The organism is Anaerolineales bacterium (genome assembly GCA_037382465.1).
Classification (GTDB): Bacteria; Chloroflexota; Anaerolineae; order Anaerolineales; family E44-bin32; genus WVZH01.
In genome coordinates this window covers 47678-62767 of sequence record JARRPX010000014.1, presented here as the reverse complement: position 1 = coordinate 62767, position 15090 = coordinate 47678, and the positions used below count along the sequence as shown (strand labels likewise).

General features: G+C 55.1%; 16 protein-coding genes. 5 read left to right on the top strand and 11 right to left on the bottom strand.

What is annotated here, in order from left to right; translation table 11 throughout:
- Positions 1 to 225: 225 nt before the first annotated feature.
- A complete protein-coding gene (locus P8Z34_05770) occupies positions 226 to 435 on the bottom strand; it encodes a cold-shock protein (protein ID MEJ2550174.1) in 210 nt (69 codons plus the stop codon).
- 349 nt (positions 436 to 784) lie between these two features.
- Between P8Z34_05770 and P8Z34_05765 the strand changes: the two genes are divergently transcribed.
- The 3 genes from P8Z34_05765 to P8Z34_05755 all read left to right on the top strand — a co-directional run bounded on the left by P8Z34_05765 (position 785) and on the right by P8Z34_05755 (position 3383).
- Positions 785 to 1411 carry an MBL fold metallo-hydrolase gene (locus P8Z34_05765; protein ID MEJ2550173.1) on the top strand — a complete coding sequence of 209 codons (627 nt, stop codon included), beginning with the start codon at positions 785 to 787 and terminating at the stop codon, positions 1409 to 1411.
- An 84-nt stretch (positions 1412 to 1495) separates the two neighbouring features.
- On the top strand, positions 1496 to 2500 hold the full coding sequence (locus tag P8Z34_05760) for a TIGR03617 family F420-dependent LLM class oxidoreductase (protein MEJ2550172.1): 1005 nt from the start codon (positions 1496 to 1498) through the stop codon (positions 2498 to 2500).
- Between the two features lie 229 nt (positions 2501 to 2729).
- Complete coding sequence (locus P8Z34_05755) at positions 2730 to 3383, top strand: hypothetical protein (protein MEJ2550171.1); 654 nt, start codon at positions 2730 to 2732, stop codon at positions 3381 to 3383.
- Between the two features lie 21 nt (positions 3384 to 3404).
- Here P8Z34_05755 and P8Z34_05750 read toward each other — a convergent pair whose 3' ends face one another.
- The 3 genes from P8Z34_05750 to P8Z34_05740 form a co-directional block, all read right to left on the bottom strand.
- A complete protein-coding gene (locus P8Z34_05750) occupies positions 3405 to 4442 on the bottom strand; it encodes an NAD(P)/FAD-dependent oxidoreductase (GenBank protein ID MEJ2550170.1) in 1038 nt (345 codons plus the stop codon).
- A 210-nt stretch (positions 4443 to 4652) separates the two neighbouring features.
- Positions 4653 to 5444, bottom strand: a complete 792-nt coding sequence (locus P8Z34_05745; GenBank protein ID MEJ2550169.1) for a rhomboid family intramembrane serine protease — start codon at positions 5442 to 5444, stop codon at positions 4653 to 4655.
- Positions 5441 to 6058 carry a guanylate kinase gene (locus tag P8Z34_05740; protein MEJ2550168.1) on the bottom strand — a complete coding sequence of 206 codons (618 nt, stop codon included), beginning with the start codon at positions 6056 to 6058 and terminating at the stop codon, positions 5441 to 5443. Before P8Z34_05740 ends, P8Z34_05745 begins: the two co-directional genes overlap by 4 nt.
- Positions 6059 to 6166: 108 nt before the next feature.
- Here P8Z34_05740 and P8Z34_05735 point away from each other — a divergent pair, with 108 nt between their 5' ends.
- Positions 6167 to 6529, top strand: coding sequence for a zinc ribbon domain-containing protein (locus tag P8Z34_05735; GenBank protein ID MEJ2550167.1), 363 nt, complete (start codon positions 6167 to 6169; stop codon positions 6527 to 6529).
- 146 nt (positions 6530 to 6675) lie between these two features.
- Here the strand turns inward: P8Z34_05735 and tmk are convergent, their stop codons facing one another.
- The 7 genes from tmk to pdxS form a co-directional block, all read right to left on the bottom strand.
- Positions 6676 to 7308 carry a dTMP kinase gene (tmk, locus tag P8Z34_05730; protein ID MEJ2550166.1) on the bottom strand — a complete coding sequence of 211 codons (633 nt, stop codon included), beginning with the start codon at positions 7306 to 7308 and terminating at the stop codon, positions 6676 to 6678.
- Positions 7305 to 8900 carry a R3H domain-containing nucleic acid-binding protein gene (locus P8Z34_05725; GenBank protein MEJ2550165.1) on the bottom strand — a complete coding sequence of 532 codons (1596 nt, stop codon included), beginning with the start codon at positions 8898 to 8900 and terminating at the stop codon, positions 7305 to 7307. The genes tmk and P8Z34_05725 overlap by 4 nt, the downstream gene beginning before the upstream one ends.
- A gap of 115 nt (positions 8901 to 9015) precedes the next feature.
- The gene (locus P8Z34_05720) at positions 9016 to 11181 is read right to left on the bottom strand and encodes a glycosyltransferase family 39 protein (protein ID MEJ2550164.1); all 2166 of its coding nucleotides are present in this window, start codon (positions 11179 to 11181) and stop codon (positions 9016 to 9018) included.
- Positions 11182 to 11401: 220 nt separating this feature from the next.
- Complete coding sequence (locus tag P8Z34_05715) at positions 11402 to 12394, bottom strand: hypothetical protein (protein ID MEJ2550163.1); 993 nt, start codon at positions 12392 to 12394, stop codon at positions 11402 to 11404.
- Positions 12395 to 12401: 7 nt separating this feature from the next.
- Entirely contained in the window at positions 12402 to 12989 is a 588-nt protein-coding gene (gene pdxT, locus P8Z34_05710; protein ID MEJ2550162.1) for a pyridoxal 5'-phosphate synthase glutaminase subunit PdxT, read from the bottom strand.
- The gene (locus P8Z34_05705; GenBank protein MEJ2550161.1) at positions 12986 to 13525 is read right to left on the bottom strand and encodes a pyridoxamine 5'-phosphate oxidase family protein; all 540 of its coding nucleotides are present in this window, start codon (positions 13523 to 13525) and stop codon (positions 12986 to 12988) included. Before P8Z34_05705 ends, pdxT begins: the two co-directional genes overlap by 4 nt.
- The gene (pdxS, locus tag P8Z34_05700; GenBank protein MEJ2550160.1) at positions 13519 to 14406 is read right to left on the bottom strand and encodes a pyridoxal 5'-phosphate synthase lyase subunit PdxS; all 888 of its coding nucleotides are present in this window, start codon (positions 14404 to 14406) and stop codon (positions 13519 to 13521) included. The genes P8Z34_05705 and pdxS overlap by 7 nt, the downstream gene beginning before the upstream one ends.
- Positions 14407 to 14604: 198 nt before the next feature.
- Between pdxS and P8Z34_05695 the strand changes: the two genes are divergently transcribed.
- A complete protein-coding gene (locus P8Z34_05695; protein ID MEJ2550159.1) occupies positions 14605 to 15021 on the top strand; it encodes a GntR family transcriptional regulator in 417 nt (138 codons plus the stop codon).
- Positions 15022 to 15090: the final 69 nt, after the last annotated feature.

Below are 15090 nucleotides of genomic sequence, written 5' to 3'. Positions count from 1 at the left end.
ACGCATCGAGACGGAACGGAATTGAACAAGGCAGGATGTACACCGTCAGATGCCCTTTCCTCACCGATGAGCATTTATCCATATCACGCACAGATCATACCGTGAGTGTGCTTTCGTTCTACGCCCGGATACGAGCGGCCGCCAAAGACGGGCAAGCCGCATGATCTCATTGGTATTGGAGTGGGAGTTCGTGGGTCAGTTTTTGGGATGCTGTGGATAGCTGTGCTAGATGATCATGACATTAGCGGCTTGAGGTCCTTTTGGTCCTTCTTCGATGGAAAATTCAACTTGCTGGCCCTGCATGAGTGTCTTGAAGCCCTCGGCTTGGATGGCGCTGTAATGGACAAAAACGTCCGGCGCATCTTCGCGCTCGATAAAGCCCCAGCCCTTTTCGCTGTTGAACCACTTAACCGTGCCGATGATGCGGTCTTCCATGAGTGTGATCTCCTTTCAAAAGCAGTTTGTGCAAGGAGCTGTGTTCATTCGTCGACGGTCGTATTCAGCATGGCTGTCGGCTGGGCCAAAGGTTCACACAATTGGGAAAACCAACGGCGGCCTGAACGACGCATGAGATTGAACTCGCGTGCATCCTGCTACGATTTATCCTATCAGCAGTCAACCCGTGTGTATACTCAACTCTGGTAAGGGGTCGGCGCCCGTTGGAAAAATCGTATTTTCTACCCTGAACTCGCCTGGATCTGACGTTCGTCGTACGACCATTTTTCGGTAAAACGAAATGAGCAATTAAGCTACAATTGTATGGTACCCATCAACGGAATGCGAAATGATTGAAATCCGGAAATTACCCGTCGGTGAATACCAAACGAATTGTTACCTTCTGATCGACTCTGCACACAACGAAGCAGTTCTCATTGATCCCGGCGATCAAGCCGACGAAATTTTGCGCTGGGTCGGATCGATCAAGGTCCTGTGCATCCTGATCACCCACGGACATCGAGACCACATCGCCGCTTTGGAAGAAGTGCGTCGTACATTGAACGCCCCGGTTTACATCCACCCGGCGGACTCGGAATCTCTGGATCGAGAAGCGGAATTCGCCATTCACGATGGGGCGCAGATCGACCTGGGCGGTGATCGCATCGAATTCGTTCACATCCCCGGACATACGCCGGGAAGTGTGGGATTCACGATCATCGAATCCGGCGTCCTCAAACGTGCGGTCGTAGGCGATGCGATTTTTCCGGGAGGTCCCGGCCACACCGAGTCTCCGGAAGCCCTGGCGGCTTCGATTGAATCGCTTTCCGAATCCGTCTTTTCGTGGCCGGATAGTGTTATCCTCTATCCCGGTCACGGCGATCCAACGACGGTCGGTTTGGAGCGCGGGGCGTTTGAAGCCTTTCGTTCGAAACCCGTACCGCCCGATTTGTGCGGCGACGTGACCTGGTTGTGATCGCCGATAGCGAAGACAGTCCAACCGCTTGACGGTATTGTGAAGGCCGAAGTCCTTCACGTTTCCCAACGGAAGTGAGTAACGATGAAATTCGACGCCAGTATTCAAGCTCGCGATCTGAATCAACTACCGGCACTGGTGCGCGCCGCGGAAATCATCGGGTTTGACGCGCTCTGGTCCCACGAAACGCAACACGATCCGTTTCTTCCGTTGACCTTAATCAGCGAGCACAGTGAAACACTTTTCTTCGGCACGTCAGTCGCCATCGCGTTCGCACGCAGTCCGGCAACGGTGGGTTACAGTGCCTGGGATCTGGCCCGAGCTTCAAGAGGCCGATTTATACTCGGATTGGGAACACAGGTGCGTCCCCATATTGAACGTCGGTTTGGAATGCCCTGGCCGGATTCTCCGGTAGGCCGATTGCGAGAATTCGTACACGCGATTCAAGCCCTGTGGAGAACCTGGCAAACCGGTGAGCGTTTGAACTTTCGCGGTGAACACTACAAGCTCACCCTGATGACCCCGTTTTTCAACCCGGGACCGATCGACCATCCCGATATACCGATTTACATCGCAGGGGTGAACGTCGGCCTTTGCCATTTGGCGGGGGAAATCGCCGACGGTTTCATCGCCCATCCGTATCATTCCGCACGCTACCTGCGGGAGGTCGTTCGTCCCGCGATCGAGCGAGGAGCATCGCACTCGGGGCGGGATGCCAATGAGGTCGTACTGACGACGAGCGTGATGGTGAGTACGAAGCCGGAGGAAAGCGCTTTCGTGCGATCCCAAATCGCTTTCTACGCATCCACACCCACGTACCGGCCCGTAATGGCGCTGCACGGTTGGGGAGAAATCGCCGATCGACTGCAAGGATTATCCCGCAAGAAAGCGTGGGACGAGATGCCCGCTTTAATCAACGACGAGATGCTCGATACCTTTGCGATCTCCGCCCCAGTGGACGGCCTGGCAGAGGCGTTGAAACAAAGATATCAAGGCCTTGCCGATCGCCTGTCGATTTACCGGCCCTTCGTACCTGGCGATGAGGATGATTTCTGGAAAGAATTGGTGTCGACGCTGCACCAACGTTGAGCCCGGCATACATTCGGATGCAGCCAGGCGCGGGGAAAACGTCCGTCGCCGCCGAAATCCGATCTGCCACGTGGAAATCGAAGCGGCACCTCGGACCTTGACAGCAGCGTAGAACTGCGGTTAATTGACTTCGCCTCGACACAGGATTAAGATTCCCCCGAGGCCGAATGAGATGTTTTCGAAGCACATTTTGCTGACATTTCCTAGAACGCCACTGGAGTATTGATACATGCCATCGTCCCCCCTAAAACCATACCAGATTCGATGGGCTCGTTACTGGATGACCCTCGTATTCGTAGGTTTTATGATTTTTATCATCGGCATCCAACCTGATCTCATCGGCATGAACCGCAGCGAAGTCGTCGGTTTCATACAGGTGGACGTCTGGCTGGTTGGGTTGGCAATATTGCTTGCAAGCGCGTACGCCTGTGTACGCGTCATCCGCAATCACCGGCCGATGTCGCTTCGGGCAGATATCGGGGTGCGTTTGATCGCCACCGGATATGTCGTATCTGCGGCGGCATCGCTTGCCGATTTCATCGGCCTCGGCGCACAACATCTTCCCTACGTTGCATTTGGTCCCATACAGGTGATCGGACTGGCGACCGGAGTCGCCATCAGCCTACTTGGACTACTGCTGTATTGGCCGCGCAACCCGAAGCCGAAGGATGCCTCGAAAGGACGGCGTTTTCCACGATTGAAAATGCCGAGGTTGAGGATAAAGCGGATTCCGGGGAACGAATCCCCGGATAAAGCGACGGATACCACACCGCCCAAAACCGAAACTCATCGGCGCCGTTTTCCCCGTTTACGCCTGCCGTTCCTGCGCAATAAACTAGCCAAACACGAAGAGGCAGACGAAGAGAAACCCGCCCCGGAATAAACTCTTCTGCGAAGCGTGTCGTCAGGATTTTTTTGAAAGCTTTTCGCTGGAGTGGCCGGGGAAGACCTTCTCGCCCGGTTTGACCTTCGTGTAGGCGTAGTTGACGGCCACGGTCACCTGACCATAGCCGATTACGATCAAGTTGAGCGGATCGAGATCCTCCTGCAGGGCCACGTCCCCGGCGGCATACACACCCGGCAAGTTCGTTTCCATTTGCTTGTTCACCTGGATATAGCGGCGCCCGATGGTCTCGAGCCCCCATGTGCGAATCGGCCCCAGATCGGCCTTAAACCCCAGCGCGAGGACGGCGGAATCGATGTCGAGGGTGCGTTCTTCTTGGTTTTGATTGTTGAAAATCACGGCGCGCTCCAATTTGGAGCCTCCCTGCAATTCGCGCAACTCATGGAAGACAAGCACATCGACCGATGATTCAAAAAGTGCGTTGACCGAAGATTCGTGAGCACGGAAACCGTCCCGACGGTGGATTAGCGTGACCTTCTCAGCGATGGGTTCGAGTGCCAGCGCCCAATCCACTGCGCTATCACCGCCGCCGACGACGAGAACGCGCTGTCCCGTATACGCTTCGAGATCGTGAACCATGTAAGTGACGCCTTTGTTTTCAAAACGATCCACGCTTTCATTTTTCAAATGGATCGGTTCGAAGGCGCCTATCCCGGCGGCAATCACAACGGTTTTTGTGTAGTGGCGCTCTTTATCGGTTTCGATCATCCAAACCCGTTCGTCCGGCTCCGCGTCGGGATGACTATCCTGTGTCAGTTTCAATGCCCGCTGGTCGAACACAAACTTCGGCTGCCATTGTGAAGCCTGTTGGAGCAGATTTTCCACGAGATCTTTCGACCGAATTTTATAGAAACCCGGGGTATCGTAGATCCATTTTTCGGGATAGAGGGTAATCAACTGCCCACCCGCTTTGGGCAGCGCATCGATGACTTTCACGGACAACTCGCGCAGGCCGGCATAGAATGCGCCAAACAAGCCCGTGGGTCCAGCACCCACGAAGGTTATGTCGAATAATGCAGGGGCCTTTTTACCTGCCATATGTTTGATGCCCTCATTCCATAATCATTGAAATGCCATGCTGAAAAATGCGTCTGTTCTCGCTCCTTCAATCGTCCGAAAGTTGATGAAGCCAAGCATTCCCCATTTGACCAGCTTGCGTAAAATGGATCTCCCACGCCGTCATTCGCATGCATCCCCGAAATAAAATGCAGCAGAGGACCGTCCATTAATAATATAGTGTATCCGAAACTATTGATTGAAGGGGCTGAAGGTCGCCGCGAAACAGACGAATACAACAACTGCGACTGCGAACAACGCATTCACTCTAACGTCCTTCCAGGGCCGCTTATCGACCAGCCGGTTGGGTTGTTCCAGGGTATGGACTCTTTCCCATTGAGGTCCGATGAGCCATCCGATGAATATCCCGCCAAGAAGACCGCCGATGTGCCCCCAGTTGTCGATCATGGCAGACGTACCTAACATCAGATTCAAGAAAATGATGAAAATGATACGCTGCAGCTGATTCTTGGCAACGGCTCCGAAAATATGCCGGTGTCGAAAGAGAAACAATGCGAGCGCACCGACGATCCCAAAAATGGCGCCGGAAGCACCCACCGAAACGTAGGAGTTGAAGGCGAGGCTGAAGGCAACTCCAGAAATTCCACTCAACAGGTATACGATCGCCGTTCGTTGCTTTCCGTAGAACATTTCCACAGAGGGCCCGACGGCATAAAGGGAATACATGTTGACCAGGATGTGCCAGATATCAACATGAATGAATATCGGCGAGACAAAGCGCCATATTTCCCCAGCGGTGATAGCCTGGTTTATTTTCGCACCAGCCTGACAGATTACGTCTCCCTGTCCGCACACCACTCCATTGCCGTTGATATATGCACCCAGCCACTGAAAAATGAAAACGACGACCGTGAAGCCGATCGTGCCGTACGTAACCGGGAAACGCGACAGAATCATGCGGAAATCGACGAGTCCGTTCCGCCGGTATGTTTCCGGAGTCGTATGGTCGATACCGTCGTTCACAGCTGCACTCGTCGCGGATACACTCGGTGGTGTTCGGCTTCGATGATCGCCAAAATCGTCTCGACGGCCTCGTCCAATTCACCCTCTGCGTTGACCACCACGTAATCGAATATCCCGATCTGCGTCATTTCCTTGCGGGCCATGTCGATGCGCAGCTTACGCGCGTCCGGTGTTTCGGATTTTCGTGCTTCGAGGCGCCGAAGTAATTCCTGCTCCGTGCGCGTCGTGAGGAAGATCAGCAACGCCTCGGGAAAAAGATTTCGGATGGTCCCCGCTCCCTGCACGTCGAGACGCATCACGACATCCTTTCCGCTCCGCATCGCTTCACGCACTTGTTGTTTGGGGATGCCCTTGTAATCGTCGTAAACGACGGCATGTTCGAGCAATTCGTCCCGCTCGATCATCTCGGTAAATTCCTCACGGCTGACAAAGAAATAATCCAACCCTTCGATTTCGTCGGCTCGTTTGGGACGGGTTGTGGCGGTGACGACAAAATGAAAGGAGGTGCCAATTTCCTTCAAGCGCTGAATCACCGAATCCTTTCCCACACCCGAAGGTCCAGAGATTACGATCAAAAGCGGGTATCGCTCTCTGATGAAAAGATGCTCGTCCATGCGTTGATAACTCCTATCCGGGTCAGTATAATCGATTTGGCAGTTGTTGCGAAACAGCCGTTCTCTTGCGGTCGAATCCGGGGGAATGGCCGGCGCAAGGAGTCCGTCGTGCCGACGTATGAATATCTGTGTATGGATTGTGAAAAACGAATTTCTGTGTACCAGTCGTATGAGGAGTACGGCCGCGTCACAGTTTCATGTCCACACTGCAACGGAACAAATCTTCAGCGCCTGATCAACCGGGTGCGATTCGCCCGCTCGGAGGATTCACGCCTGGAATCGTTGGCCGACCCAAGCGAGTGGGGAAACTTCGACGAGAACGATCCCCGCTCGATGGCGCGCATGATGCGTAAGATGGGGCAAGAAATGGGGGATGAGATTCCCGGCGAATTCGACGAAGTCGTGGATCGATTGGAGGCCGGTCAGAGTCCGGAGGAGATCGAAAGGGACATGCCGGACCTCGATATCTAAATCAATGAGGTGAGCGGACTGCCGGCGTTTCGATTCTCCCCATCTCCTGCTTGCGAAGCGTGGGACGCCGGAAAAAGTTCCTCCTTAAAGGAACCATCTAACCACCCAGCGTTCCACGACGATACAAAAACCCGAAGGCGTCGCCTTCAGGCAGAGGTCGATTGAGCCAGTTTCGTCTCGACGGCTTGTTGGATTTCGGCATGAACCTGCTCGACGTCCTGCAGCCCATCGATGACGATCCAGCGCTCGGGTTGGCTTTTCGCCAGCGCCAGATATCCCTGCCGCACCCGGCGATGAAATTCCAGATCGTAGGCATCCAGACGATTCCAGTTGCCACCTTGTTCTCTACGCTGCAAACCCCTTTCCACAGGCAGGTCGAGCAGCAGCGTGAGATCGGGCGTCAAGCCTTGCGTGGCGAAGGACGTAATCGTACGCAGCGAATCCAGATTCAGTTGATGACCATAACCTTGATACGCCAGGGAAGCATCAAAATACCGATCGCAGATCACGATCCCCCCGCTTTCGAGATGCGGACGGATGCGTTCGGATACGTGCTGTGCCCGGGATGCGGAGAAAAGCAGGAACTCGGTGCGCGGGTCCATGAGCGTATTATCGAGAGACATCAACACATGCCGGATTTGCTCTCCGATTTCCGTCCCACCGGGTTCGCGGGTGAGAAGGACATCATGCCCCAGCGTACGCAGCCGCTCGGCAAGCAATGAGGCTTGGCGGGTTTTTCCGCTCCCGTCGGGTCCTTCCAGCGTGATGAATAATCTCAATTGCGATAAATCCTTACCCGCCGTTGCGGTTCGTTGCCATAGGAATGTGAAACCAGGTTGGCCTGCCGGGCCATCTGGTGCTGCAGTCGGCGAACGTAGGCCGATGCCGGAGAAAGGTCCACCGAACGGGCGCCGTCGAGCACGGATTGGACGGCCCGACGGGCCTCCTCCATACCCGCTTCCAAAGCCGGATCATCGGAGGACAGCCCATCCAAGTTGAACAAATCGGCGAGGAAACTTTCCATCTGATTGACCGTATTCGACCGCAAGACGTAAATAGGCATACGGCGGCTCTCGGCGTTGGAGATCACCTTCTGCCGTTTCCGGTAGTAGGAACGCAAAGTCACCATCACGTCGGATTCCCCCAAATCGTTGACCAGGACGACCGGCACACGCAGGCGTTTGGCCGCCTGGCGCAAACGATTGCGAGCCACACCGTAAGCATAGATACGCACCGTTTCCAGCGCCGTACCGGGCATGCGGGGTGGCGTGGGGGAATAAGGCAGCCCGTTATCGGAAGCCATGGGTGCCGAGGGAAGCGCGGTCTGACGCCGGTATCCTTCTTGGCCGCGGCCTCGGGAGGAAGTCGTCTGCGGGGGTGTTTCGATCTTGACCTCGCCATTTTCATCCCGGTAGCGAAGCTCGGGAGTCAGCGGACGGCCGCGCAGCATGGCGTCGACGGAGGCGGCGACGTCGCGGTGAACCGCCAGCCGTTCGCGATCCTGGATTTCGATCAGCACCGGGAAGGTGGGCGCAGCACGGCGCTCGAGCACCGTTTTCTGCGTACCTCGACGGCGGGCTTCCTCGTCGGAGAGAGTGACCGATTCGATGCCGCCCACAAGATCGGACAAGGTGGGATTGAGCAGGAGATTTTCCAGCGTGTTTCCGTGTGCCGTACCGATTAGCTGCACCCCGCGTTCGGCAATGGTGCGCGCCGCTACGGCCTCCAACTCCCGCCCGATCTCGTCGATCACGATGACCTCGGGATTGTGATTCTCGACCGCTTCGATCATCACCTCATGCTGCAAGGTGGGTTCGCGCACCTGCATGCGTCGAGCGCGCCCGATGGCCGGATGTGGAACGTCACCGTCGCCGGCGATTTCGTTCGAAGTATCCACGATAACGACCCGCTTCTCCTCGGCCAGGATTCGCGCCGCCTCACGCAGCATGGTCGTTTTCCCGACGGCAGGACGTCCGACCAACAGGACGCTTTTCCCGCCGAGAATGAAATCCTGGATGATGTCGATCGTGCCGTAGACGGCACGGCCCACCCGGCACGTCAATCCCACGATCTGATCGTGCCGGTTGCGAATGGCCGCTATTCGGTGCAGCGTACGTTCGATACCGCCGCGGTTGTCGGCGTCGAAACCACCGACTCGCGAGACGACGTAATCCAGCTCTTCGCGCCCGACTTCCCGATTGCTGAGGGTCACCTCGCCATCGACGAAACGCGCCGTTGGTACGCGCCCAAGATCCAGGATGACTTCGAGCAAATCGTCCTGACGATTGATTTTCCGAATCTCTTTCGTGATCTCCGGCGGTAAGATGGCCAGAAGGTCATCCAGATTATCCGTAATTCGTTTTCCAGTCATGTTCATACACGTTTCTGCATCGATGTTCGTTCTTGTTGGTTTAATGAGAAACCTCAGTAATTATTATAAACTTCAGCTACTTGAACGCGTCCATCCTGGACGGACCAGATTCACACTAGTCCGCTGGATTCTCCCATACGACGTAAACGGTATCTCCGATGGAATTCTTGACTTCTTCAGGCTGTTTACCCGCCCGGATGAGAACACGTTCGATCGACGTCCTGGTTTCACCGTATACCCATGGGGTAATTATAATCAAGCTGTGCGCATCGTGAAGCCATTCGTCATACTTTGTTTCGTCTTCCAGGACAGTTACGGCGTCCACTTCTTCCAATTGTTCCCGGTGATACGGAATGCGATAGATGTCGAGAAGCTCGTACAGCGATTCCAGTAGATGCGTGTCTGGCCGATTCAATATCGTAATCTGCGGGTCCACATCGTTCCCGGGCGTGAGCAACCGTGCCGCATCTCGCAGGAACAGGACCTGGAATGAATGATAGCGATCTGACATTCGTTTCTCCGCCAGGGGAAACGCCTGGTAGAGATTTAAACCGAGACAGCCGACCATAATCATTCCGGCGACGACGGACGTGACCGTTCGTTGCGAGGGTAGACATCGCGATCGACGAATGATCCACGTCATTCCAATCGCAGATGACACAGCAAACCAGGGCAGCAAAAGGAACATTCGTGTGGTCGAAGGAACGCTGCGATCGTGCGTCGCACCGAGAAAGAACAACAAGAAAGCAAACCCGGTGACGAAAAAGGCTGCGAATTTTTGAGTGCGGAATTTCGACAGCAGCAGCGAGAAACCAATCAGCGCCAATGCGGCAGATAACGGATCGATATATGAAGCGGCAACGAAGTGTGTTTCTTGCGGCGCGTAAAGGAAAGAAAAAGTCGCGGAGAGCAGATTGCTGGAAAGGTGATAGGCAATGCTCGATGGGCTCCGACTCAATTCCGGCGTGTTCAAAAAAGTGCCCGGAATTTTATTCAACCAGTAAACTTGTTGAGAAAAAAGGGGGAGAAGCAAAACGAGTAAACAAAACGAGAAAATGGCCCAATTTCGAATTGCGCCGCGCGTAACCGGCGGATCGTACAGCAGTAAAAGAAAAAGAGCGAGTGGAGGCACGAACAATGCCGCGGGATAGACATAGAAACATAGGCCGCACGCGGCGCCCAACAAGGCGAAATCGTACGCTCTCCTGTGCGCGATCGTTTTGCGGGCGAAATAGAGCACGACTGCGAGAAGGAAGAAAGCTTGCAGATTGTTGTAGCCGATCTTTCCGAACGAGATCAAGTACTGCGAGAAAGCCAGGAATAGAGCGGCAAAGTCGGCAACCCGTTCGCGCAGGAATCCCCGGAAAACAGAATGCAAGAGACCAATCGCCACCGCTGAAAGATAGATGTTGCTGAAACGCCAGCCGAAGTTGTTCACACCGAATATTTTCATGAACGCGGCTTGAATCAAAGAAGAAAAGTAGGGATGCGTCTGATATACCCCCTGGCCGAAGAAAAGGTGATCCCCAATATTGGATATGCTCTGTGCTTGGACGATGTTTTGGGCGTAGCGAAAGAAAGCGTATTCGTCGCCAACGATCGAAAAACCCCAATGGTTGATACCCGGCGTGAAGACAATCAACGCCAGCGTAAATATCCAATAACTGACCGGAACGCGCCGCAATGCGTTCCGATACGCGATGAGGCTCAGAGCAAACACGAGGAGAAATATCTGCCAGTATTTGCCGGACGTGAAAACACTCGCCAGAACTCCGAGCAGGGAAAGATGATTGATCAGCAGAAAACCGAATCTGCTGCGCCTCTCTTTCCAACCAGCGGCGATTCGGGCAAGCGGAACCTCTCGCAACAGCCATCCACACAGCAACAAGAGATAGGCACAAAGATATTCCCGGCCCGGCAAGGAAATTCGAGTCCAAACATTCAGGATGCGCCATCCGAGCCAAACGATGGAGATCATGATGAGAAAATTGCCGGCGCGCCGTTGTCGCAGAGATGGTCGCTGATCGGTCCGGCCGAGAAAGGGGTCTCGAACAGATAGGTAAGTGCGGATATCGTCGCTGCGCAGGACGAACAAGAGCAGAAGGAGCAGCACGCCGGGAAGGATGATCACGAAGTAAGCCGGGAGGACGGCATTACAGTACTCCGTCGGGTAGCACCACGCCGGTAGAAATTGGGTTCTTATCCACTGGACATCCAGCCAGCGATCGAGCACGACCAGAATCGGCGGGAACAGGGCCAAAAGTAGAATCACGAAAGTCATCACGTTTTCTCGAAGAAACCTGGATCCCGAAAAACGTGATGGTGTACGCCAAACGGCTCGAATCGCGCGCTGCGCTCTAGACGACATATTGATACAGATCGATCGTCGTACGAAATTTTTCCATCGACGCCGAGGATATTATACGGTTGAAGTACATTCCCGCTATCCATGACGGAGATGGGCGCATTAATGAATTGTTCTGGCCTGGCTCGCAGTGAACTCAGGGGTGAATAACATTCGAGTCGAGGTGATTTTGAATCGGACTTTCCGCAACCGCCTGAGCCGTAGAGGGGGATTGCGTAATCGGTGCGGTTGGTTCGGGCTGCGTTCCTTCGATGGCGGGCAACGCAGCAGAGACCCGATCCCGCATCGCGACGGTCAGACGCTTCACCATGACCGCTTGATCGCTTCGAGGAACAAAACCGAGATCCTGGAGGATGCGGCTCAAGCCAGCCTGGTATGAACGCACGCAGAAATAAAGCGGTTTTTGCGTGCTCGTATTCACATGTTTCAGGAAACTGATCAACAGGTCATCCGTACGTTCGACCGCAGGATGAATGTAAGCTTGGACCCAGAGACCTCGGGGGCCGTCTTCCATTTCCAGATATCCGAGAAGCTCTTCCTGCCGCCAGTGGACCAGGCTGCGGTCGTTCGACGACGGCGGGGCTTCCACCTGCTGAACCAACCCCGGCACCAGATTTTGGTACAGGCTACGAATCGCCGCTACGTCGGTTGCCGCTTCGAGACGCCAATCCACGTTGATTCTCTCCGGGTCGATTGAAAGCGGAAGGGAATGCTGCCAGATTCTCTGCCGGGCATAGACGGCGAACCCCGCTCTGCGCAAGAGCTCGAAGGCGGGGCTGTGCTCGTCGATTTCGGCAATCAGGTGATGGATGTTATGCGATCCGGCGGCTTGACTCAGCGCGTCGACGAGATTCAAACCCGGGGACAAGGAGAGTGCTTCAACCGGACCGAGAAATGTGAGACGCGCGAACACGTGACGGATCTGGCGCGTGAATTGACCCACGGCGATGGCGTCATCCGAACGGGCAATTAAAGTACACGTGTTTCTGCTGCGCGAAAAAGGATCCAGCAGCGCATCATGAAAAGCATCCGGGCCTCGCGTGCTGTCGAGCTGGGAGTCAAGGCACAAACCACGACTGCGCAGTCGATGCAGCATTGCCAGGTCTCGCCAATCCATGGGCCGAATCATGAGCAATTCATCCTTCCACGAGATTCAGAAAATAGCGATGGAAGCGATCGTCGTGTGTGAGTTCGGGATGGAAGCTGGTAGCGAGCAAACGGTCCTGCTGTGCGGCGACGATGATTTCAGGTGAGCCGTTATCTGCCGGTAAGCGTGCAAGCACCTCGACGGCCTTCCCCGTCTGTTTGATGATCGGTGCACGGATGAAGACGGCCGGAAAAGGTTCCTGCGGGGATTCCAACGCGGGGACGTAAATATCGCTTTCGAAACTGTCGACCTGTCTGCCGAAGGCGTTGCGTTCAATGGAAATGTCCATCAACTTCAACAGCGGCTGCTTTCGCTGGACCTCACTCGCAAGCAAGATTGCGCCGGCACAAGTCCCCCAAATTGCGTGCCTCTTTCCGAAGCGCTTGATGGGAGCCATTATTTTATACTGAGTCGCCAATTTCCCGATGGTGGTGGATTCGCCGCCGGGGATGATGAGACCATCGATCTCTTCGAGTTGTTCCGGCAGGCGAACTTCGACGGTTTCCACGCCGATTCTGCGGAGCATCACGATGTGTTCCGCGAAATCTCCTTGAAGCGCAAGAACGCCGATCTTCACGAATCTGCAACTTTCCGCTTTCCACTCCAAGATTCGATCTCGATGGCAAAGACTGTGGTGCGTTTGATTTCGTTGCGGGTGATGGGACGATAGTCTTCTCCGGAAACGTGATCCGGAAAATACTTATCCAGAAGGCCTTGCAGTGCGAATCGAGCTTCCTCTTCGTCCTCGACAATTCTGGCCTCTCCGAAGACACAGACGCTATCGTAGGCGACACTGAATTCGTACGCGGTTTCAGCAGGGAGCAATTTCCCCATCGTCGCCACACTGGCACTGACCTTGGGATTGGATTCCACATTCTCGCGCGTGCGGCCCTCGGCGGCGGTGTGGAAGTAGAGGGCTCGTCGATCGGCATCAAACCAGTACAGATTGGGAAGGACGTAGGGCTGATCGTTGGAGCAAGTCGCCACGAATGCGACCTGTCCTTCGCTCAGCATTTCGGCAATGTCGGCATCATCGAAAACCGCCCGGTCACTGCGCCGGATATCTGCTCGCTCATCTTGTGTGCGAGGTTTACGGGCCGTGGGAGTTACCAACCGCGTACCGCCAGTCGCTCCGCTTCGGGAAGCTCGCTCACGCCGATGCCGACCATGGCCTCGCCGAGACCGCGACTCACTTCGGCGAGAATTTTGGGATCGCGATAGTGGGTCGTCGCCTCAACGATCGCCTTGGCGCGCGCCGCAGGATCTCCGGATTTGAAGATGCCCGAACCAACGAAGACGCCGTCCACACCGAGCTGCATCATCAGCGCAGCATCGGCCGGTGTGGCGATCCCGCCGGCGGCGAAGTTGACCACGGGCAGGCGTCCAAGCTCTTTGGTTTCATTGACCAGGTTATATGGAGCACCGATCGTTTTGGCAAAGGCCATCAGTTCTTCATCTGGCATGTTTTCCAGGCGCCGGATATCACCAAGCACGGACCTTGCGTGGCGCACGGCTTCCACGATGTCGCCGGTTCCGGCTTCGCCTTTCGTGCGAATCATGGCGGCGCCTTCTCCAATACGTCGTAGCGCTTCGCCCAGGTTGCGGCAACCACACACGAAGGGAATCTTGAAGGGATGTTTATCGATGTGGTTCGCCTCGTCTGCCGGTGTGAGCACCTCTGATTCGTCAACGTAATCCACGCCGAGCGCCTCGAGGATTTGTGCTTCCACGAAATGGCCGATACGGCATTTGGCCATCACGGGTATGGTTACGGCCTCCATGATTTCGAGGATGAGTTTCGGGTCGCTCATGCGGGCCACCCCGCCCTGGGCCCGAATGTCCGCAGGCACGCGCTCCAACGCCATCACGGCAACGGCGCCTGCATCCTCGGCGATGCGAGCGTGCTCCGCGGTGACCACATCCATGATCACGCCGCCTTTGAGCATCTGCGCCAGGCCTTTTTTCACGGCAAAAGTACTGACTTGCTTCTCCACACTTTCCTCCTACGAGGACATTTTCGGCCCTCACTGCGATTTTACCACGCTGACGGATTCATCGGCAATGAAACCTATCTCCACGCGCAAGTCAACAAACCCAGCACCGCTGCAAGAAATGCCCGGTCTACTTACCTCGCTAGCGCTTGACAACGCCGTCATAACTAGTACAATTAGTACAATGAGACAATTGGTACAATGCAGACGATGTTTCTAGAACTCGATTTCCGCAGCCACACGCCGATCTACGTTCAGATCGTAGAACGCATCAAACACCTGGTCGGCACTGAGGCCCTCAAGCCGGGGCAGCAGCTGCCGACGGTGCGGCAGTTGGCTACGGATCTGCGGGTGAACTTCAACACAGTGGCCCGTGCGTATCGCATCCTGGACGAGGCGGGCGTGATTTCGACGCAGCAGGGACGGGGCACTTTCGTCCTCGAACCACCCCTTCCGGAGGATGCAAAACGAATGCGGAACGCCGCACTCGATGCGATGACTCGCTCGTATCTGTATGAGGCGCATCGACTGGGTTTCGAACCCGAGGAAGTAGAAGAGATCGTGGAAAATCTGCTTGCACACTGGCAAGAAGAAGGTTCGCCACCGGACGAACTCTAACATTGGATAGCAAGTCCTTAAAGGACCAAGGAAGGTGTGAGATGATACAAAAAGCATCACAAATTTCCC

Bases quoted from the DNA above. Each gene is read 5' to 3' on its own strand.
- P8Z34_05725 (MEJ2550165.1), bottom strand. From the start codon at position 8,900: ATGACTGGAAAACGAATTACGGATAATCTGGATGACCTTCTGGCCATC.
- P8Z34_05740 (MEJ2550168.1), bottom strand. From the start codon at position 6,058: ATGGACGAGCATCTTTTCATCAGAGAGCGATACCCGCTTTTGATCGTA.
- P8Z34_05765 (MEJ2550173.1), top strand. From the start codon at position 785: ATGATTGAAATCCGGAAATTACCCGTCGGTGAATACCAAACGAATTGT.
- P8Z34_05695 (MEJ2550159.1), top strand. From the start codon at position 14,605: ATGCAGACGATGTTTCTAGAACTCGATTTCCGCAGCCACACGCCGATC.
- P8Z34_05750 (MEJ2550170.1), bottom strand. From the start codon at position 4,442: ATGGCAGGTAAAAAGGCCCCTGCATTATTCGACATAACCTTCGTGGGT.
- P8Z34_05720 (MEJ2550164.1), bottom strand. From the start codon at position 11,181: ATGACTTTCGTGATTCTACTTTTGGCCCTGTTCCCGCCGATTCTGGTC.
- P8Z34_05770 (MEJ2550174.1), bottom strand. From the start codon at position 435: ATGGAAGACCGCATCATCGGCACGGTTAAGTGGTTCAACAGCGAAAAG.
- P8Z34_05755 (MEJ2550171.1), top strand. From the start codon at position 2,730: ATGCCATCGTCCCCCCTAAAACCATACCAGATTCGATGGGCTCGTTAC.
- P8Z34_05760 (MEJ2550172.1), top strand. From the start codon at position 1,496: ATGAAATTCGACGCCAGTATTCAAGCTCGCGATCTGAATCAACTACCG.
- P8Z34_05715 (MEJ2550163.1), bottom strand. From the start codon at position 12,394: ATGATTCGGCCCATGGATTGGCGAGACCTGGCAATGCTGCATCGACTG.